Annotated in this window: 17 protein-coding genes; 7 read left to right on the forward strand and 10 right to left on the reverse strand. The window is 73.5% G+C overall.

Features of this window, described 5'->3' with window-relative positions; genetic code table 11:
* Positions 1 to 50 precede the first annotated feature (50 nt).
* Positions 51 to 2,138, forward strand: coding sequence for a PIG-L family deacetylase (locus ACFYT9_RS11245; protein ID WP_389162337.1), 2,088 nt, complete (start codon positions 51 to 53; stop codon positions 2,136 to 2,138).
* A gap of 36 nt (positions 2,139 to 2,174) precedes the next feature.
* Here the strand turns inward: ACFYT9_RS11245 and ACFYT9_RS11250 are convergent, their stop codons facing one another.
* Positions 2,175 to 3,419, reverse strand: a complete 1,245-nt coding sequence (locus ACFYT9_RS11250) for a cytochrome P450 (RefSeq protein ID WP_389162339.1) — start codon at positions 3,417 to 3,419, stop codon at positions 2,175 to 2,177.
* Complete coding sequence (locus ACFYT9_RS11255) at positions 3,416 to 4,699, reverse strand: cytochrome P450 (protein WP_389162341.1); 1,284 nt, start codon at positions 4,697 to 4,699, stop codon at positions 3,416 to 3,418. Before ACFYT9_RS11255 ends, ACFYT9_RS11250 begins: the two co-directional genes overlap by 4 nt.
* A 210-nt stretch (positions 4,700 to 4,909) precedes the next feature.
* Here ACFYT9_RS11255 and ACFYT9_RS11260 point away from each other — a divergent pair, with 210 nt between their 5' ends.
* Complete coding sequence (locus tag ACFYT9_RS11260) at positions 4,910 to 5,341, forward strand: VOC family protein (RefSeq protein WP_376605204.1); 432 nt, start codon at positions 4,910 to 4,912, stop codon at positions 5,339 to 5,341.
* Positions 5,342 to 5,575: 234 nt separating this feature from the next.
* Here ACFYT9_RS11260 and ACFYT9_RS11265 read toward each other — a convergent pair whose 3' ends face one another.
* Together ACFYT9_RS11265 and ACFYT9_RS11270 are read right to left on the reverse strand one after the other, a co-directional pair.
* Positions 5,576 to 5,854 carry a hypothetical protein gene (locus tag ACFYT9_RS11265; RefSeq protein WP_387276934.1) on the reverse strand — a complete coding sequence of 93 codons (279 nt, stop codon included), beginning with the start codon at positions 5,852 to 5,854 and terminating at the stop codon, positions 5,576 to 5,578.
* A 231-nt stretch (positions 5,855 to 6,085) separates the two neighbouring features.
* The gene (locus tag ACFYT9_RS11270) at positions 6,086 to 7,447 is read right to left on the reverse strand and encodes a glutamine synthetase family protein (RefSeq protein WP_360311921.1); all 1,362 of its coding nucleotides are present in this window, start codon (positions 7,445 to 7,447) and stop codon (positions 6,086 to 6,088) included.
* Positions 7,448 to 7,650: 203 nt separating this feature from the next.
* Between ACFYT9_RS11270 and ACFYT9_RS11275 the strand changes: the two genes are divergently transcribed.
* From ACFYT9_RS11275 to ACFYT9_RS11290, 4 genes are all read left to right on the forward strand, one after another.
* Positions 7,651 to 8,064 (forward strand): hypothetical protein, encoded by a 414-nt coding sequence (locus ACFYT9_RS11275; protein ID WP_389162343.1) that lies wholly within the window; start codon positions 7,651 to 7,653, stop codon positions 8,062 to 8,064.
* Positions 8,065 to 8,129: 65 nt separating this feature from the next.
* A complete protein-coding gene (locus ACFYT9_RS11280) occupies positions 8,130 to 8,807 on the forward strand; it encodes a DUF3105 domain-containing protein (protein ID WP_389162344.1) in 678 nt (225 codons plus the stop codon).
* Positions 8,804 to 9,439, forward strand: a complete 636-nt coding sequence (locus tag ACFYT9_RS11285) for a DUF305 domain-containing protein (RefSeq protein WP_376600684.1) — start codon at positions 8,804 to 8,806, stop codon at positions 9,437 to 9,439. The genes ACFYT9_RS11280 and ACFYT9_RS11285 overlap by 4 nt, the downstream gene beginning before the upstream one ends.
* Positions 9,440 to 9,556: 117 nt before the next feature.
* Positions 9,557 to 9,976 carry a CBS domain-containing protein gene (locus ACFYT9_RS11290; protein ID WP_376600682.1) on the forward strand — a complete coding sequence of 140 codons (420 nt, stop codon included), beginning with the start codon at positions 9,557 to 9,559 and terminating at the stop codon, positions 9,974 to 9,976.
* Here the strand turns inward: ACFYT9_RS11290 and ACFYT9_RS11295 are convergent.
* Positions 9,961 to 10,764 (reverse strand): alpha/beta fold hydrolase, encoded by an 804-nt coding sequence (locus tag ACFYT9_RS11295; protein WP_389162345.1) that lies wholly within the window; start codon positions 10,762 to 10,764, stop codon positions 9,961 to 9,963. The genes ACFYT9_RS11290 and ACFYT9_RS11295 overlap by 16 nt on opposite strands.
* Positions 10,761 to 11,570 carry a DUF998 domain-containing protein gene (locus ACFYT9_RS11300; RefSeq protein ID WP_389162711.1) on the reverse strand — a complete coding sequence of 270 codons (810 nt, stop codon included), beginning with the start codon at positions 11,568 to 11,570 and terminating at the stop codon, positions 10,761 to 10,763. The genes ACFYT9_RS11295 and ACFYT9_RS11300 overlap by 4 nt, the downstream gene beginning before the upstream one ends.
* A 257-nt stretch (positions 11,571 to 11,827) precedes the next feature.
* On the opposite strand from ACFYT9_RS11300, the gene ACFYT9_RS11305 reads away from it, so the two are divergent.
* Positions 11,828 to 13,612, forward strand: a complete 1,785-nt coding sequence (locus ACFYT9_RS11305; RefSeq protein WP_389162713.1) for an NAD+ synthase — start codon at positions 11,828 to 11,830, stop codon at positions 13,610 to 13,612.
* On the opposite strand, the gene ACFYT9_RS11310 is transcribed toward ACFYT9_RS11305, so the two are convergent.
* The 4 genes from ACFYT9_RS11310 to ACFYT9_RS11325 form a co-directional block, all read right to left on the reverse strand.
* A complete protein-coding gene (locus tag ACFYT9_RS11310) occupies positions 13,578 to 14,819 on the reverse strand; it encodes an MFS transporter (protein WP_387276924.1) in 1,242 nt (413 codons plus the stop codon). The genes ACFYT9_RS11305 and ACFYT9_RS11310 overlap by 35 nt on opposite strands.
* 143 nt (positions 14,820 to 14,962) lie before the next feature.
* Positions 14,963 to 15,976: an endonuclease/exonuclease/phosphatase family protein gene (locus ACFYT9_RS11315; protein WP_376600676.1), complete on the reverse strand. Its 1,014-nt coding sequence runs from the start codon at positions 15,974 to 15,976 to the stop codon at positions 14,963 to 14,965.
* A gap of 230 nt (positions 15,977 to 16,206) precedes the next feature.
* A complete protein-coding gene (locus ACFYT9_RS11320; RefSeq protein ID WP_389162347.1) occupies positions 16,207 to 16,938 on the reverse strand; it encodes a TetR/AcrR family transcriptional regulator C-terminal ligand-binding domain-containing protein in 732 nt (243 codons plus the stop codon).
* Between the two features lie 147 nt (positions 16,939 to 17,085).
* Positions 17,086 to 18,690: an MFS transporter gene (locus ACFYT9_RS11325; protein ID WP_389162349.1), complete on the reverse strand. Its 1,605-nt coding sequence runs from the start codon at positions 18,688 to 18,690 to the stop codon at positions 17,086 to 17,088.
* Between the last annotated feature and the right edge of the window lie 61 nt (positions 18,691 to 18,751).

The raw sequence follows: 18,751 nt of genomic DNA on the forward strand, positions 1-18,751 counted from the left end.
TCCGCAGTCCCTCACGCCTCATACGCCCCTTCCGTCACCGCAGGTCCGTCGTGACCGCGGCGACGGTCGCCGTGCTGACCGGCGGGACGCTCGCCGGCGTGCTCACGGCGACGTCCGCCACGGAGGAGGCGCACGGCGCGGCCGCCCCGTCCTCCGTCGGGGTGCGGGAGCCCGTCCCCGACCCGCGGCCGTCCCGCGACGCCGTGCAGGGCGTGACGCAGGAGCCGACCCGGGGCGGACGCGGTGACGCCATCGCGGGGAAGGCCGACGCCGCCGCCCGGCTCGCCGTCGTCCAGTTCGTCTCCCACCCCGACGACGACCTGTACTTCATGAACCCGGACACCGCGCAGTCGCTGGCCGACCGGGTCCCGCTCACCACCGTGTACATGACCGCGGGCGAGTCGAACGGCGTCAACGCCCGCTCCGGGCGGGCCTCCGCCGTCACCCTGCCGGACAAGCCCGCCTTCGCCGAGGCCCGGCAGAACGGCATACGCGCGGCGTACGCCGAGATGGCCACCGGCGACCGCACCAGCCCCTGGGAGCGGACCGTGATCCCCACGGCCGGCGGTGGCGCGGCCGAGCTGGACACCCTGCGCGCCCGGCCCGAGGTGCGGCTGGTCTGGCTCCAGCTGCGCGAGGCCGGCTCGACCTCCGCCGACCGCCCGGTGAGCCTGCGCGGCCTGTGGCACGGCCGGATACCCGCGCTCGGCTCGCAGCTCTCCTCGGGCACGCCGGTCGCCGCGGACTTCGCGTACTCCAAGGAGCAGGTCGTCGCCACGCTGACGGGGCTGCTCGACCGCTACCGGCCGACCTTCGTGCGCACCCTGGACCCCACGCCCGGCACCGACGAGGACACCGGACGGCTGCGGGACCACCAGGACCACGCCTACGGGGCGCGGTTCGTGCAGGCGGCACTGGCCCGGTACGCGGAGCGGCCGGGGAACCCGCGCTTCGGGGTGCAGAGCTACATGGGCTACCCGAACACGGATCTGCCCCGCGCGCTGGACAGCCGTACCGCCGAGGAGAAGCTGCGCAGCCTGGAGACGTACGCCTGGCTGGACGGGGCGGACTGCGGCAGCCCGGCGGGCTGCGGCGACCTGAAGGCGTCGGGCCGGCCGAGCGGGCGCGGGTGGACGGGGACCGTGCGGTACGCGCGCGGCTCGTCGACCGGCTGGATCCAGCCGGCCTCGGACGGCGGGCTGCTGGCCTTCGGCGTCCAGGACGGGCGGCTCGCGACCTGGCACCGGGCGCCTGGCGGCGGCTGGAAGGGGCCGGAACTGCTGGCCGGCGGCGGTCTGGACAGCGGGGTCAACACCGTACGGCTGCGGGACGGGCGGATCGCCGTCTTCGGCACCCGGACCTCCTTCGAGGGCCCGGCCGGCTACCGGCGCGAGGTCGTCACGGTCGAACAGACCGCGCGGGGCGGCCGTTTCGGGGCGTGGCGCTCGCTGGGCACGCCCGGGAAGCGGGACGAGGCCGACCGGACGCCGGACATCAGCGCGCCCGCCGTGGCCGTGGACGGCGCCGGCCGGGTCTCGCTCTTCCTGCGCGACGGCGACCACCGGCTCTCCGGACGCGAGCGGACGCCGGGCGGCGCCTGGGGTCCGTGGCGGAGCCTCGGCGGAGCCGACCTGCACGGCGACCCGGTGGCGGCGACGGACGCCCGGGGGCGGACGTACGTCTTCGCGGGCACCCCGCTCTCGGTCCTGATGTGGACCGGCGCGTCGGGCGGTGGCCCGGTGGCCGGGCCGCTGCCGACCGGTCTGCCGGCGACGACGCTGGCGCTGAGCGCGGGCCCGTCGCCGGCCGGCGACGGCATCCGGCTCTGGTCGCGCGTGCCCATCACCGGCGAGCCGCGGGCGGCCGACTTCCGGGGCACCGTCCGGCTGGCCCCGGTCGTCCCGCCGGCCGGCGGCATCGCGGGCTTCGGCCCGGTGAGCGCGGCGGACGGCCTGGTCGCGGCCCGGTCCAGGACGGGCCGGCTCGCGGTGGCCCCGCTCCCGGGCGGCGGCACCTGGCGCCTCTCCGGCTTCCCGCTGGCGGGTGCGCCGGCGGCGGGCCCGGGCGGGGTGGCCGCCCTCGGCCAGGACGGCCGGCTCCACTGGACGCCCGGCCCGCCGCCGAGCCCGCGGACCTGACGCCGGAGCGGCTCACGCGGCCAGCAGCACGCGGGCTCAGGCGTCCAGCAGCACCGGGAAGGACTCCAGGTCGTTCTGGGTCATCACCGGGAGGTTGCGGAGCTCCTCGTCGGGGACGGCGAGCCTGAGGCGGGGGAAGCGGGCGAAGAGCGCGGGGAGGGCGATGCCCGCCTCGACGCGGGAGAGGGCCGCGCCCGGGCAGATGTGCGGGCCGTGGCCGAAGGTCATGTGCCGGACGGGCGCCGGGCGGGTGATGTCGAAGGCGTCGGCGTCCGGGCCGTGCTGTGCGGGGTCGCGGCCGATCACCCGGTACGAGATCACCACGCCCTCGCCCTTGGGCAGGACGGCGTCGCCGACCCGGACGTCCTCGGTGGCGAAGCGCATCAGCAGGTGGGTGGTGGGGGTGTCCCAGCGCAGGGTCTCCTCGATCACGGCGTCCCAGGAGACCTCTCCGGCGAGCACCTTGCGGAGCTGGTCGGGGTGGGCGAGGAGGGCGCGCACGGCGTTGAGGACGAGGCCGATCGTCGTCTCGTGGCCGGCGGCGACCATCGCCTTGAGGTTGCCGACCACCTCCTCCTCGGTCAGCGGCTCGCCGCCCTCGTCGGCGAGGATGAGCGCCGAGGTGAGGTCGTCGGTGGGCAGGGCGGTCTTGGCGCGGACGAGGTCCGTGTAGAAGACGTCGAGGTCGGCGAGGAGGGCCAGCCGCTCGTCCTGCGGGGTGAGCATCGAGAAGAACTTCTTGTACTGCCGGGTGAGCATCGTGTTCGCCTCGGGGTCGACGCCCATCAGCATGCCGACGACCCGCATGGGCAGCGGCTGCGCGAAGACGGACTTGAGGTCGACGACGGCGCCGTCCCGGCCGCCCTCCTCCAGGGCGTCGAGGAGTTCCGCGGTGAACTTCTCGATGTCGGGGCGGATCGCCTCCAGGCGGCGCGGGGTCAGCGCCTGGGAGGTCTTGGCGCGCAGCCGGCGGTGCTCGTCGCCGTCGACGGTGAACATGGAGCGGCCGGCGTCGATCATCCCGATGAGCGGCCAGGCGTGGGTGACGGTTCCGGAGGTCCACAGGTCCCAGGCGTTCAGGTCCTTGACCAGCCGGGGGTCGACCAGGAGGCGCCGGGCGTCGGCGTGGCGGGTGACGGCCCAGGCGGGCACGCCGAGCAGGTCGATGCGGGCCAGCGGACCGGCGGCGGCGATCCGGGCGGTCTCGCCGTCGAGGTCCCGGACCATCGGGTCGACGACGACGGGTGCGCCGCCCTGGGCGGCCGCGTGCGGGCAGGTCACGAGGGATCTCCTGTCGGGGGTACGGGGGTGAACCGGACGGGCAGGGCGGTGGTGCCGCGCAGGAAGGCGGACGGGCGGCGGACCAACGCGTCCTCCGGTACGCCGAGTTCGAGGTCGGGCAGCCGGTCGAGGAGGACCTCGATGCCGGTCCTGGCGATGGTCTCCGCGATCTCCTGCGCGGGGAACGGGCAGCGGTACTCGCCGTGGCTGAAGGCCAGGTGGGCGCCGCCGCCGCCGCGTCCGGACGGGGCGCCGCCGGGGGCGCCCGCGCGGATCACCGGGTCGGTGTTGGCGGCGCCGAGACCGAGCAGCAGCAGGTCGCCGGCCTTGATCCGGCGCTCGCCGAGGCGGGTGTCGCGGACGGGCCAGCGGCCGGCGAGGATCTGGGTGGGGCCGTCCTCCCACAGCACCTCGTTCATGGCGTCGGCGACGCTGCGGCGGCCGCGGGCCATCGAGTCGGCGAAGTCGTCCTCGGTGAGCATCAGCCGGACGGAGTTGCCGATCCAGTCGGCGGTGGTGAGGTGCCCGGCGGCCGTGACGGCCATCAGGTCGAGCGTGTACTCCTCGTCGGTGAACTCCTCGGGGAAGGCGAGCATCCGGCTGGTGACGTCGTCGCCGGGGTCGGCGCGCTTCGCGGCGACCAGCCGGGCCATGTGTCCGGCGAACCGCTGGTGGGCGCTCCGCGCCTCCGGCCCGCCGTCGGCGAGGTCCTTCAGCACCCGGGCGATGTCGGCGCCTTCGCCGTCGGGGAAGCCGATGAGCCGGGCGAGGACGAGGACCGGGAGGGGTTCGCAGAAGTCGGCGACGAGGTCGGCGGTGCCGCGGGCGCAGAAGGCGTCGATCAGCCGGTCGGCCAGCTGCTCGCCGTGCCCGCGGACCTCGAAGGGGTCGACGGCCTCCAGGGCGGGCACGAGCATCCTCAGATGCCGCCGGTGCTCCTCGCCCGCGCTGAAGTAGACGGAGGGCAGGGGGCGTCCGACCATGGGGAGGAGCGGCCAGTCGTCCGGGACGTGCGGCCACTGGTTCCACAGGCCGACGTCCCGGGGGAAGAGCTCGGGGTCGCTGGTGACGCGGTGGACCTCGCGGTAGCCGATGACCAGCCAGGCGGGGAAGCCGCCGGGGAGCTCCACCGGGACGACGGGGCCGTGCTCGCGGCGCATGGACCGGTAGAGGGCCTGCGGGTCGGTGTGGAAGCCGGGTCCGGAGAGCGGGACGGCCGCGGGGCACCCGGACGGGGGAGCCGGATCGGGTACGGGCCCGGCGGAGGGGGAGCTCGTCATCGGTCCTGTCTCCTGTGGCGAACCTGCCGTCGGCACGCCTCGTGCGGCCAACGCGTGGTCACTATAAGGAAGTTGTGTGTCACCGAACCGGTCATCGGTGATCCGTCTCAGCCCTCGGCCGAAAAGATCAGGTCACCCGGTCGGAGGGAGGACGCATGTCCGTCAGGTCGAAGACGTGCGGCAAGCGGCGGGGTGCGGGACGGTGGTCCCATGAACTGGACACTGGAAGTCGTGCCCGTCCCCGTCACCGACATGGACCGGGCGAAGGAGTTCTACGCCGAGCAGTGCGGCTTCGCCGTCGACCTGGACGACGAGGTCGCCCCCGGGACCCGTATCATCCAGCTGACCCCGCCGGGCTCGCGCTGTTCCCTCGCGCTGCTCTCCGGCATGCCGCCGATGCCCGGCACCACGCAGATGGCCCCGGGCTCCCTGCAGAACCTCCAGATGTGCGTCACCGACATCGAGGCGGCGCGGATCGCGCTCGTGGAGACCGGGGTGGACGTCTCCCCCGTGATGCACCTCGGCGCGAACGGCTGGGAGGAGGGCAAGGGCGAGACCTGGAACTCCTTCCTCTCCTTCCAGGACCCGGACGGCAACGGCTGGATCGTCCAGGAGGCCCCCTCGGAACTCACCGAACGCTGAGCATCCCCCGCCGCGGCCCCACCAGAAACCGCACCAGCCCGTCCCCCTCCCCCGCGCGCCGCGTCCCGGCACGCTCCCTCACGCGGTGGGAGGGGCGTCGGCGGGGTCGGCGTCGCCGCGCGGGACGGTGGCCCCGGCCTCCTGGCCGATCCCGATCACCGCCGCGAGCGCCTCGGAGGCGTGACGGCTCCCCGGACGAAGGCTCCCGGGCTCACCCTCGGCGACGGTCAGGCGTCAGCGCCTCTCGTGCGGCCAGGCGATGTTGGCCTCAAGGATGCGGTCGGTGATCGTCATACCCTGCTGGAAGTACATCGCCTCCAGCTGGAAGCCTTGCGCTTTCGCCATGCCGGCGTCGGCCTCACAGGCTGTCCGGGCGCTGCCGGTCTTCTTCTTGCAGTAGGCCATCGACTTGTTGTAAAGGCTGGCCGAGTCGGCATTCGCGACCGTACCGGTACCGAGGACAACCGCCACTGCCAGGATCCCCGTGGCGAGCGACTTCTTGAACATGCTCATGGTTCCACCCTTCCGTCCGCCTCGTGACCGAGAACGTCTCGCTGAGGTCAGCAGCACCCTCCCAGCCCGCGGCCTCGGAAGCACGGCTCAGGCACCAGCGGGATGACCAATGTCCTGAACTGGAGCGCCCTGGCGCGTTCGAGGCGGTGGAACCGGTGACGGAGGAAGGCTCAAGGGCCGACGGTTCGCCATCGTCGGCCCTTGAGCGTCGGTTCCAGGCAGTACCTGCCCTTACAGCACCGGCAGGTTCTTCCGCAGCTCGAAGGCGGTGACCTCGGAGCGGTACTCCTCCCACTCCTGCTTCTTGTTGCGCAGGAAGAAGTCGAAGACGTGCTCGCCGAGGGTCTCGGCGACCAGTTCGCTCTTCTCCATGAGGGAGATGGCCTCGCCGAGGTTCTGGGGGAGGGGCTCGATGCCCATGGCGCGGCGCTCGGAGTCGGAGAGCGCCCACACGTCGTCGTCGGCGCCGGCGGGGAGCTCGTAGCCCTCCTCGATGCCCTTGAGGCCGGCGGCCAGGAGGACCGCGTAGGTGAGGTAGGGGTTGGCGCCCGAGTCGATGGAGCGGACCTCGACGCGCGAGGAGCCGGTCTTGCCGGGCTTGTACATGGGGACGCGGATCAGGGCGGAGCGGTTGTTGTGGCCCCAGCAGATGTACGAGGGGGCCTCACCGCCCGAGCCGGCCGTGCGGGAGGAGCCGCCCCAGATGCGCTTGTACGAGTTGACCCACTGGTTGGTCACGGCGGAGATCTCGCCCGCGTGCTTCAGCAGGCCCGCGATGAAGGAGCGGCCCACCTTGGAGAGCTGGTACTCGGCGCCCGACTCGTAGAAGGCGTTCCGGTCGCCCTCGAAGAGGGAGAGGTGGGTGTGCATGCCGGAGCCCGGGTACTCCGAGAACGGCTTCGGCATGAAGGTCGCCTGCACGCCCTGCTCCAGCGCCACCTGCTTCATGACCAGGCGGAAGGTCATGATGTTGTCCGCGGTGGAGAGCGCGTCGGCGTACCGGAGGTCGATCTCCTGCTGGCCCGGGGCGCCCTCGTGGTGGGAGAACTCGACCGAGATGCCCATCGACTCGAGCATGGTGATGGCCTGCCGGCGGAAGTCCATGCCGACGTTCTGCGGGGTGTGGTCGAAGTAGCCGGAGTTGTCGGCCGGGGTGGGCCGGGAGCCGTCCAGCGGCTTGTCCTTCAGCAGGAAGAACTCGATCTCGGGGTGGGTGTAGAAGGTGAAACCGAGGTCGGACGCCTTGGCGAGCGCCCGCTTGAGGACGAAGCGCGGGTCGGCGAAGGAGGGGGAGCCGTCCGGCATGAGGATGTCGCAGAACATCCGCGCGGTGCCGGGCGCCTCGGCCCGCCAGGGCAGGATCTGGAAGGTGCCCGGGTCCGGCTTGGCGATCATGTCGGACTCGTAGACCCGCGCGAAGCCCTCGATCGCGGAGCCGTCGAAGCCGATGCCCTCGTCGAAGGCCTGCTCCAGCTCGGCGGGGGCGACGGCGACCGACTTGAGGAAGCCGAGCACGTCGGTGAACCACAGGCGCACGAAGCGGATGTCGCGCTCTTCGAGCGTCCGGAGCACAAATTCCTGCTGCTTGTCCATTTACACACCCATCCTCGCTGGTCAGGCCGCCTGCTCCCACCGCCTCGGGCACATCGGGGGGCACCTGAGCATCCCACCACATGGTTTCGCGCACGTTGCACACCCATAGTGCCTGTTCGGGTGTGACACAGGTAACCGAGGACCTCCGGAATCCGTACCCCGTTCGGCCCACGGAGCCCCCTCGCCCACTACGATCTGCGCCCATGGGAGCCCTACGGCTCGAACGCCCGTACCGGCACGCGCGTCCCCTGGCACTGGTGAGTGCCGTGGCGACGCTCCTCGGCGCGCTCTTCGTCTGCCTGGGGCCCGGACCGGCCGGTCCCGGCCGCCATCCGGGTCACGAGCGGGCCGCCGCCGCGGCGGCCCCCGGCCCCGCCGCCACCCCCGTCCCCGGGGGCGGCCGGAGCGCGTACGTCTGCCCGTACGACCGCGGTGACTGCTCCCTCTTCCCGTCCCTCTCCCCCGCGGTGCTCAGCGCCCCGCCCCTCGATCCGCCGCTGCACACCGAGGACCGGCTGCCGCGCGTCGACACGCGCGCCGGCGACGGTACTGCGGGCGGCCCCGGGGTCCGGCCGCGCGCCCCGGACCTGCACGTCCTTCAGGTCCTCCGGACCTAGGTCCCTCCGCCCTCCCCCGCCCGACGACACCCCCCCTTTCTCTTTCCCAGAAGGACGACACCACCATGGCCGCCAACCGCTCCACCACCGCCGACCGCCGCGCGCGAATAGAGGAGATGCGCCGCGCCGAGCAGGCCCGGGAGCGCCGCAACCGCTTCCTCACGATCGGCGTCTCCGCCGTCGTCGTGCTGAGCCTCGTCGGCTTCGGCACCTTCGTGCTGATGAAGAAGGCCGACGAGGAGGACGCCAAGGAGGCCGCCGCCAAGGCCCCCATCGCCGGCGAGAAGAGCTGGGACGCGGCGAAGCTCGGCCGCAACCACGTCGAGACCGCGGTGAAGTACGACACCAAGCCCCCGGTCGGCGGCGACCACCACCCGGTCTGGCTGAACTGCGACGGCGACGTCTACGACAAGGCCGTCCCCGAGGTGCACGCCGTCCACTCGCTGGAGCACGGCGCCGTCTGGGTGACGTACAGCAAGAAGGCCGCCGAGGCCGACGTGAAGAAGCTGAAGGACAAGGTCTCCGACACCCCCTACACGCTGATGAGCCCGGTCGACGACCAGACCGGCGCGATCATGCTCTCCGCGTGGGGCAAGCAGGTCACCGTGGACAGCGCGAGCGACCCGCGCGTCGACGCCTTCCTCACCAAGTACGTGCAGGGCAAGCAGACGCCCGAGCCGGGCGCGGCCTGCACCGGCGGCGTCGGCGCCGACGGCATGGGCGGCGCCGGGATGGGCCAGTGACCCCCCGCCGCACCCGCTACGCGGCGATCACCGCGGTCGCCCTCTCGGTGCTCTTCGCCGCGGGCGCGGTCACGGTCGCCTCGGCCGAGCGCGAGGAGGCCCCCCGCACCCCGGACACCGCCTCGGCGGACGCCGGCTTCGCCCGGGACATGTCGGTCCACCACCAGCAGGCCGTCGAGATGTCCTTCATCGTCCGGGACCGGACGCGGGACGAGTCGGTGCGCCGGCTCGCGTACGACATCGCCAACACCCAGGCCAACCAGCGCGGGATGATGCTCGGCTGGCTCGACGTGTGGGGTCTGCCGAAGGTCGAGTCCGGCACCGCGCCGATGACCTGGATGGGCATGCCGGTCACCGGCGACGCCGCCGCCAAGGACGGCGCGCTGATGCCCGGCATGGCGACGCGGACCCAGCTGGACGCCCTGCGGAAGGCGTCCGGCAAGGAGGCCGAGATCCTGTACCTGAGGCTGATGACCGCCCACCACAAGGGCGGGGTGCACATGGCCCAGGGCTGTGTGCAGAAGTGCTCGGTCGACATCCAGCGCGACCTCGCCCAGGGCATGGTCGACGCCCAGGAGTCGGAGATCGCGCTGATGGCTGACATGCTCCGCAAGCGCGGCGCGACCGCCTGAGCCAGGAGCGCCCGGCCCCCGTGACCCGCTGCGGTCGCGGGGGCCGACGCGTCCCCGGAGAATGAGAGGCGCTCGGGGAGTTCGTACGACGACGTTTCGACGAAAGGTACGCACCCCATGACCACGGCGAAGGACATCATGCACCCGGGAGCCCAGTGGATCCCGGCCCACGAGACGCTCGACCGCGCGGCGCAGATGATGCGCAACCTGAACGTGGGGGCGCTCCCCGTCGCCGACGAGAACGAACGGCTCTGCGGCATCGTGACCGACCGCGACATCGTCGTCCGCTGTGTGGCGATGGGCCACGACCCGTCCGAGGTGACCTGCGGCGAGATCGTCCAGGGCACCCCGCGCTGGATCGCCGCGGACGCGGACGTGGGCGCGGTGCTGGAGGAGATGCAGAGCCACCAGATCCGGCGGCTGCCGGTGATCGAGGACAAGCGGCTGGTCGGCATGATCAGCGAGGCCGATCTGGCCCAGCAGCTCTCGGACGAGCAGCTGAAGGCGTTCTGCGCGAGCGTCTACGCCGCTTCCTGACCCGACTCCAGGACGACCCGGGCGACCGCGTCCGGGGCGTCCCGCATGACCAGATGGCCCGAGGGCACGGCCGCCTCGTAGCGGGCGCCGAGCCGTCGGGCCAGTGCGCGCTGGCGGCGCTCCCAGCGGGCGGAGCCGTCGGGGGCGGCGAGGACGGTGACGGGGGCGGCGGGCGGGAGGGGGTGAGTGCGGCGGAGGGCGTCGAGTTCGGCGGCGACGGAGCCGTAGCGGGCGTTCTCGCGCAGGGCGCCGCGCCAGACGCGTGAGCTGCGGTAGACCCGGCGGACCTCGGCGGGCGGTGCGGGGTCGGGGTGGACGGCGAGGCGGCGGAGGGCGGGACCGAGGGCGGCGGGCAGGCCGAGGGCGGTGAGGGCGGTCCCGGCGGGCACGGTCCAGCCGAGCACTCCGGGGCGGGGGTGCTCCTCGACGGAGGAGTCGACGAGGACCAGTCCGGCCGTGCGGTCCGGGTGGAGGCGGGCGAACCCCTCGGCGTGGAAGCCGGCGATCGAGTGGCCGACGACGGTGACGGGGCCGGGGAGCCGGAGGGCGTCGAGGAGGGCGGCGATCCGGTCGGCCTCGCCGGCCAGGGTGGGGGGCGCGGTGGTCCCCTCGGTGAGGCCGTGGCCGGGGCGGTCGAAGCGGACGACGGTGCGGTGCGGGGCGAGCAGCGGGACGACCGGGTCCCAGTCGAACCAGCCGAGGCCGAGTCCGGCGGAGAGCACGCAGACCGGTCCCTCCCCGTCGACGGCGACGTGGTGGGCGAGGCCCCCGAGGCGTACGAAGCTCATGGTGCGCCGCTCCTTCCGGTGCCGCCTCCGGTTCCGCTTCCGGTGCCGCCTCCGGTGCTTCTTCGGCGGGTGGTGCCCTCACGCGCGAGCGACACCGCGAGCAGGCCGGTCCAGACGGCGACGAGGAGGACCTGGAGGCGCTGGCCGGCGCCGAGGGCCCACAGGCCCTTGCCCGCCTCGAAGGAGGCGACCTCGGCCAGTGTCCAGGCGGTGGCGGCGAGTTCGAGGGCGACGAGGAAGGGTCCGGTGCGGGCCAGCGGCGGCCAGAGGCCGTACCGGCGGGCGGCGACGGTGAGGAGGACCATGGCGAGGAGCGCGCCGGTCATGGCGAGACCGGAGCTGACGGCGTGGGCGGTGTGGGTGGCGGGGACGAGCCCGGCGGTCTCGCGGGCGGCGCACTCCGGGTCGGCGGTCGGGGCGCAGCTGAGCGGCAGGCGGGAGTCGACGGCGGTGGCGGCGCCGAAGAGGGCGAGGGCGGCCCAGCCGGCGAGGAGCCAGGGGCGGCGGCCGGAGGGCCGGGGGTCGGTGCGGGCCCAGCTGGGGGTGCCGGGTTCGGCCGGGGGTCCGGCGGGTGTGCGGGCGGCGAGGAGGCCGAGGACGGCGCCGGCGAGGACGAGGAGCCCGGCGACCAGATCGGTGGCGCGGAAGAGCCCGCCGAGGGGCTGGTCGGCGGCGGCCAGCTCGGAGACGTAGGTGCGGACCGGGTCGAGACCGGTCCGCACGACGACTTCGAGGACCCAGGCGGTGTACGCGAGCGCCCCCAGGAACAGCAGGACGGCGGAAGCGCGCGTGACCTTTCCGGGCATACGGGGTCTGACGTCAGGGAGCGCCGGAAGGTTCCCGGTGCCGGGGGTGGACCCGTTCGGGCTCGCTGGACCCGCGGAGGAGGCGGGGACGACGAGGGCGGGGAGGAGCGGTCCGCCGCCGACGACGAGGGGGTCGTCCGTGGTCGTCATGGGCCCATGATCACGGGGATGGAGAAGCTTCGCATGTCGGGAGAGAAGGGGCGAACGGCGGGCGGCCGGCGCCTTTCCCGGGACATAGCGTCGAATTGACGATTAGACTGGGGGGCGTGCATCGACTACGCCTCGCGCTGAATCAGATCGACTCGACCGTCGGGGACCTCGCCGGGAACTCCGAGGCGATCGTCCACTGGACCCGGCACGCCGTCGGGCAGGGCGCGCACCTCGTCGCCTTTCCCGAGATGGCGCTGACCGGCTACCCCGTCGAGGACCTGGCCCTGCGGCCGTCCTTCGTCGAAGCCTCCCGGGCGGCGCTGCTCGCGCTGGCGGAGCGGCTCGCGGAGGAGGGCCTGGGCGAGGTGCCGGTGGTCGTCGGCTACCTCGACCGCACCGAGCGGGCGGTGCCCCGGCTCGGGCGCCCGGCCGGTTCGCCGGAGAACGCGGCGGCGGTGCTGCACCGCGGCCGGGCCGTGCTCCGCTTCGCCAAGCACCACCTGCCCAACTACGGCGTCTTCGACGAGTTCCGCTACTTCGTGCAGGGCGACACCCTGCCGGTGCTGCGGGTGCGCGGGGTGGACGTGGCCCTGGCGATCTGCGAGGACCTGTGGCAGGAGGGGGGCCGGGTGCCGGCGGCGCGCAGCGCCCGGGCGGGTCTGCTGCTGTCGGTGAACGCCTCGCCGTACGAGCGGAACAAGGACGACACCCGGCTCGAACTGGTCCGCAAGCGGGCCCAGGAGGCCGGCTGCACGACCGCCTATCTGGCGTCGACCGGCGGGCAGGACGAGCTGGTCTTCGACGGGGACTCGATCGTGGTGGACGCGGCGGGCGAGGTGATCGCGCGGGCCCCGCAGTTCACCGAGGGCAGCGTCGTCCTCGACCTGGACCTGCCGGCCGCCGACCCGGAGGCGCCGGCGCCGGGGACCGTGGTGGACGACGGGCTGCGCGTCGACCGCGCGGTGCTCACCGGGGAGGCCGGGGAGGTCGTCCCGCCGTACGAGGCGGAGCTGACGGGCGGTTACGCGCAGCGGCTCGACGACGACGAGGAGGTCTACTCGGCGCTCGTCATCGGGCTGCGCGCCTATGTCGCGAAGAACGGTTTCGGCTCGGTGGTGATCGGCCTCTCCGGCGGGATCGACTCGGCGCTGGTCGCCGCGATCGCCTGCGACGCGCTCGGCGCGGACCGGGTGCACGGGGTGTCGATGCCGTCGAAGTACTCCTCCGACCACTCGAAGGGCGACGCGGCCGAACTGGCCCGCAGGACCGGCCTGAACTTCCGCACGGTCCCGATCGGGCCGATGTTCGACGCCTATATGGCCTCGCTGGAGCTGACCGGGCTCGCGGAGGAGAACCTCCAGTCCCGGCTGCGCGGCACCACGCTGATGGCGATCTCCAACCAGGAGGGCCACCTCGTCCTCGCCCCGGGCAACAAGTCCGAGCTGGCGGTGGGCTACTCGACCCTCTACGGCGACTCCGTCGGCGCCTACGGCCCCATCAAGGACGTCTACAAGTCGGACGTCTTCCGGCTGGCCCGCTGGCGCAACCGGGCCGCCGAGGAGCGGGGCCAGACCCCGCCGATCCCGGAGAACTCGATCGTGAAGCCGCCCAGCGCCGAGCTGCGCCCGGGCCAGGTGGACACGGACTCGCTGCCGGACTACGAGGTGCTGGACCGGATCCTCGCCCTGTACGTGGACGCGGACGAGGGTACGGACGCGATCGTGGCGGCGGGCTTCGACGCGGAACTGGTGGGCCGGACGCTACGGATGGTGGACGCGGCGGAGTACAAGCGGCGCCAGTACCCGCCGGGCACCAAGATCTCGGCGAAGGGCTTCGGCAAGGACCGGCGGCTGCCGATCACGAACCGCTGGCGCGAGACGCCGGCGTCCTGACACCGGTCTCCCGGTCGGACAGGGGGCTTCGCGCGACGACGTGCGAGGCCCCTTCCGCGTTCCTCCCCGTACGGTCGAGGAGCCCGGCGGCGACGGCGATCGCGAGGCCGGCGGCGGCGAGGCCCGCGCCGACCAGGGCCGGGGAGGTCCAGCCCCAGCCGGCGGCGATGGCGGCGCCGCCGGCCCAGGCGCCGCCCGCGTTGGCGAGGTTGAAGGCGGAGTGGTTGGAGGCGGAGGCCAGGGTGGGGGCGTCCTTCGCCTTCTCCATGACGAGCATCTGGAGCGGGGTGGTCGTCATGAAGCCGACGGCGCCGAGCACCACGACGGTGACCAGGGCGAGCCAGGGCACGTGGACGGTGAAGCGGAAGGCCACCAGGGCCAGCGCGAGGGCGGCGAGGGAGCCGTACAGGGTGGGGCGCGGGGCGCGGTCGGTGAGCGGTCCGGCGGCGAGCGCGCCGGCCGTCATGCCGATGCCGAAGAGGGCGAGGACGATCGTGACGGTGGACTCGCCGAAGCCCATCACCTCGGTGGTCATGGAGGCCAGGTAGGAGTAGACGGCGAAGACGCCGGCGAAGCCGAAGACGGCGGTGAGCAGGCCGAGCAGCACCTGCGGGCGGCCCAGCGCGCGCAGTTCGCGGCCGAGGCCCTGGCGCTCGTCGACGGGGAGGTCCGGCACCATCCGGGCGAGGGCGGCGAGCGAGACCAGGCCGATGACGGCGACGACGAGGAAGGTGGCCCGCCAGCCGAGGTGCTGGCCGAGCAGGGTGGCCGCGGGGACGCCGAGGATGTTGGCGACGGTGAGGCCGAGGAACATGGTGGCGACCGCGCGGGCCTGCCGGTCGGGGCGGACGAGCCGGGCGGCGACGACGGCGCCGACGCCGAAGAAGGCGCCGTGCGGGAGGCCGGCGAGGACCCGTCCCGCGAGGAGCCAGCCGTAGCTAGGGGCGAGGGCGGAGGCGAGGTTGCCGACGGTGAAGAGGACCATCAGCAGGAGCAGCATCCGCTTGCGCGGGATCCGGGAGCCGAGGGCGGTGAGCAGCGGGGCGCCGATGACGACGCCGAGGGCGTAGGCGGAGACGAGGTGGCCCGCGGTGGGGACGGTGGTGCCGAGGTCGGCGGCGACGTTGGGCAGCAGGCCCATCATCACGAACTCGGTGGTGCCGATGCCGAAAGCGGAGATGGCCAGGGCGAGCAGGGCCACGGGCATGGGTGGGAGACCCTTTCCGGATCCAGGGGTTTGTTATCTGACGAAACAAATTGTGTCAGACCCTGGAGGCTCCCCCGGTCACCGGGGGATGAAGAAAAGGTTTCGGCCGCCCCGCGCCTGGCTTCGCCAGGCCGGCAGCGCGGTCAGAGGGTGATGCGGGCGGCGAGCGGCAGGTGGTCGCTCTTCGTCTCGGGCAGCGCCCAGGACGAGACCGGCTCGACGCCCCGGACCAGGATCTGGTCGATCCGGGCCATCGGGAAGGAGGCCGGCCAGGAGAAGCCGAAGCCGTCGCCGGCCGCGCCCTGGGTGGAGCGCATCTGCGCGCTGACGGCGTTCAGGGCGCGGTCGTTCATGGTGCCGTTGAGGTCGCCGAGCAGGACGATCCGCTCGGCCCGGTCGCCGGCGATGGCCGCGCCGAGGGCGTCGGCACTGTTGTCGCGCTGGTTGGCGGTGAAGCCGGCGTCGAGGTTGACGCGCACGGAGGGCAGGTGGGCGACGTACACCCGCAGCTCGCCCTGGGGGGCGACGACGGTGGCGCGCATGGCGCGGGTCCATCCCATGTGGATGTCGACCGGCTTGGGGTCGCGCAGCGGCAGCCGGCTCCACAGGCCGACGGTTCCCTGGACCGAGTGGTACGGGTACTTCTCCGCCAGCTCCCGCTCGTAGACCGGCACCATGTCGGCCTTCAGCTCCTCCAGGGCGAGCACGTCGGCGCCGGAGGCGGCGAGCTGGCGGGCGGTGCCCTCGGGGTCGGGGTTGTCGGCGTTGACGTTGTGGGTGGCGACGGTGAGGTCGCCGCCCGCGGTCGACTTGTCGGCCACGAGCCCGCCGAAGAGGTTGAGCCAGACGACCGCCGGGAGCAGCAGCGCGATCAGCGCGGTGGCGGAGCGGCGCAGCAGTGCGAGGAGGAGCAGGACCGGGACGAGGAGGCCGAACCAGGGGAGGAAGGTCTCGGTGAGGCTGCCGAGGTTGCCGACCCTGTTGGGGATCTGCGCGTGGAGGGCCATCACGAGCGCGAGGACGATCGCGAAGGCGGCCAGCAGGATGCCGCGCCGCCAGATGCCGGGGTCGCGGCCCAGGCGGCCGAGGGAGGAGCGGAACCGGCCACGGGCCCCGGAAGGGGCACCTCCCGTTCCGCCGTGCTCCGTCCCCGTCATGTCCACCCGCGCCATCGCTGCCCTCGCTCGTCTTGCCGTGCCGTGCGTCGTACCCGTCCGTGCTCCGAGACCCGGTCCCGACCCTAGGCGATGCCGGGCCCCGCGCACTCCCCCAAGGACGGACACGGCGTGTGACGGGGTTCCCGGGAGCGCGGCGATGAGGGCGGGCTGTGACAGAACGCGCACATTCGTACGGATCTCGGGCCCGGGTCCGGCGGCGGCCGGTGTGGTCAGTTTCTCGGCCGGACCCCGTCGAGGATGGTGTCGGCGACGCGGGCGGGGAAGTCCGGCGACAGGTCGGCGTCGGGCTGGAGGACGGTACGGAGCAGGAGCGGGCCGACGAAGAGGTCGTTGACGAGCTCCAGGTCGAGGTCGGCCCGGACCTCGCCGGTGGCGACGCCGCGCTCCAGGACCTCGATGCCCCGGCGGCGGCGGGGTTCGATGGCGGTGCGGTGGTACTGGTCCCAGAGCCGTGGGTGGGCCTGCATCTGCGCGAACATGTTCCGCAGGAGCGCGGAGGTCCGCTTGGCGAGTCCGCGCCGCCGCATGAACTCCAGGAGCATCACGAGGTCGTCGCGGACGGAGGTGCCGGGCAGCTCCGGGTCCGGGGGCTCGACGGAGCGGATCAGCTCGACGAGCAGGTCCTCCTTGCCGGCCCAGCGACGGTAGATCGTGGCCTTGCCGACGCCCGCGGTCCGGGCGATCCGCTCGATGGAGACGTCCCCGAGGGGTACCCCGCCCTCCAGGAGCCCGATGACGGCGTCGAACACGGCCCGCTCGACGCCCTCGCTCCGCGGCCGCCCCCGCCGGACCCCGCCCTCGGCCCCGGAACAGCCGCCGGACGCGTCGGGGCCGGGTCCGGGGCCGGCCGGAACCAGCGGAACCGCCGGAACCGCCGGGGGGCGCCGGTCGGGGGCCGGTCCGGCCGGCTCGCCGGGATTCTCGCCGTCCGCCAAGGACACGCGCGTCGCCTCTCGTCGCAGGAATGCTGAGTTCCCTGTCATTCTCGCCCCCGGGCGCGGCCCCTCGGGCGCCGGCGGGGCGGGGCGAAGCCGGGCCCGGCCCGAGGCCGGGGCCCGAGGTCGGGGGCCCGAGGTCGGGGCCCGAGGTCAGCGGTGGGCCGGTTGCGGGTGGTCCTGCTGGTCGGTGGCCGGTCGGGGCGGGGTGCCGGGGGGCGCGGTGCGGCCCGGGAGGAAGACGGCGACGACGACCGCGCCGACGGCGGCGACGCCCGCGGAGGCCCAGGCCGTGACGTGCATGGCGTCGAGGAAGGCCTGGTGGGCGGGGGCGACGAGGGCGTCGGCGCCGAGCTTCTCGGCGACCGCGAGGGTCGCCTCCAGGGACTCGCCGGCCGTGGTGCGCACGCCGGCCGGGAGGGCGCCGAGGTGGCTCTCCATCTCGCCCCGGTAGACGGCCGAGAGGACGGAGCCGAGGACGGCCACCCCGAGCGCGCCGCCGACCTGCCGGAAGGTGTTGTTGATCGCGGAACCGGAGCCCGCCTTCTCCCGGGGCAGCGCCTGCATGATCGCGACGGTGACCGGCGGCATGATGTGCGCCATGCCCGCGCCCTGCACCAGGAAGACCAGGCACAGCACCCAGACCGGCGTGTCGGCGTCGAAGAAGGCGAAGGCGCCGAGGCCGAGGGCGACGGCGGCCATGCCGGTGGCGCAGACCGTCCGGGCGCCGAAGCGCTCGACGGCGAGCCGGGCCCGGGGCGCGAAGACCATCTGGGCGAGGGCGAGCGGCAGCAGGAGCAGACCGGAGTCGAGGGCGCTGTAGCCGCGGACGCTCTGGAGGTAGAAGGCGGAGAAGAAGGTCACGCCCATGAGGGCGAAGAAGACCAGCGCGATGGCGGCGACGGCGGCGGAGAAGACCGGCTTGCGGAAGTACGAGACGTCGAGGGCCGGGTGGGCGCTGCGCTTCTCGTACAGGACGAAGGCGGTGAGGACGGCGAGGCCGGCCACGACCGGCACGAGGACCCCCGCCTCGGTGAAGGACGCCTGCTCGCCGCCGCGGATGATCCCGTACACGAGGAGCACGAGGCCGAGGACGGAGAGGAGCACGCCGACGACGTCGATCCGGCCGGGCGCAGGGTCCCGGGACTCGGGGACGAGCCAGACCATCAGGCCGAGGGCGAGGAGCACCACCGGCACGTTGACGAGGAAGATCGAGCCCCACCAGAAGTGCTCCAGGAGGACGCCGCCGGTGATCGGCCCGATCGCGATGGCGAGGCCGACGCCGCCGGCCCAGATGCCGATGGCCTTGGGCTGCTCGTCGCGCTCGAAGACGTTCATGAGGACGGCGAGGGTGGCGGGCATGACGAAGGCGCCGCCGAGGCCCATGACGGCCCGGAAGGCGATGAGCTCGCCCGGCGAGCCGGAGAAGGCGGCGAGGGCGGAGCCGGTGCCGAAGACCACGAGGCCGAAGAGGAGGGACTTCTTGCGGCCGAACCGGTCGCCGAGGAGGCCGGAGGCGAACAGGAGCCCGGCGAAGACGAGCGTGTAGGAGTTGATGGCCCACTCCAGCTCGCTCTGCGTGGAGCCGAGGCCGGTGGGCGCCGGGGTCGAGATCGTCTTGACCGCCACGTTCAGGATCGAGTTGTCGAGGACGACGATCAGCAGGCTGAGCATCAGCACGCCGAGGACGGCCCAGCGGCGGCGGTGGACGGCCTCGGGCACGGAGCGGGCGGGCGCGGACGGGGTGGGCACTGGCATGTTCACCACTGTAGACGCGTTTCGATACGGGTCCGTCTCGTATTGGAATTCATGACCGACC

The organism is Streptomyces sp. NPDC004435, assembly GCF_042873895.1.
GTDB lineage: Bacteria > Actinomycetota > Actinomycetes > Streptomycetales > Streptomycetaceae > Streptomyces.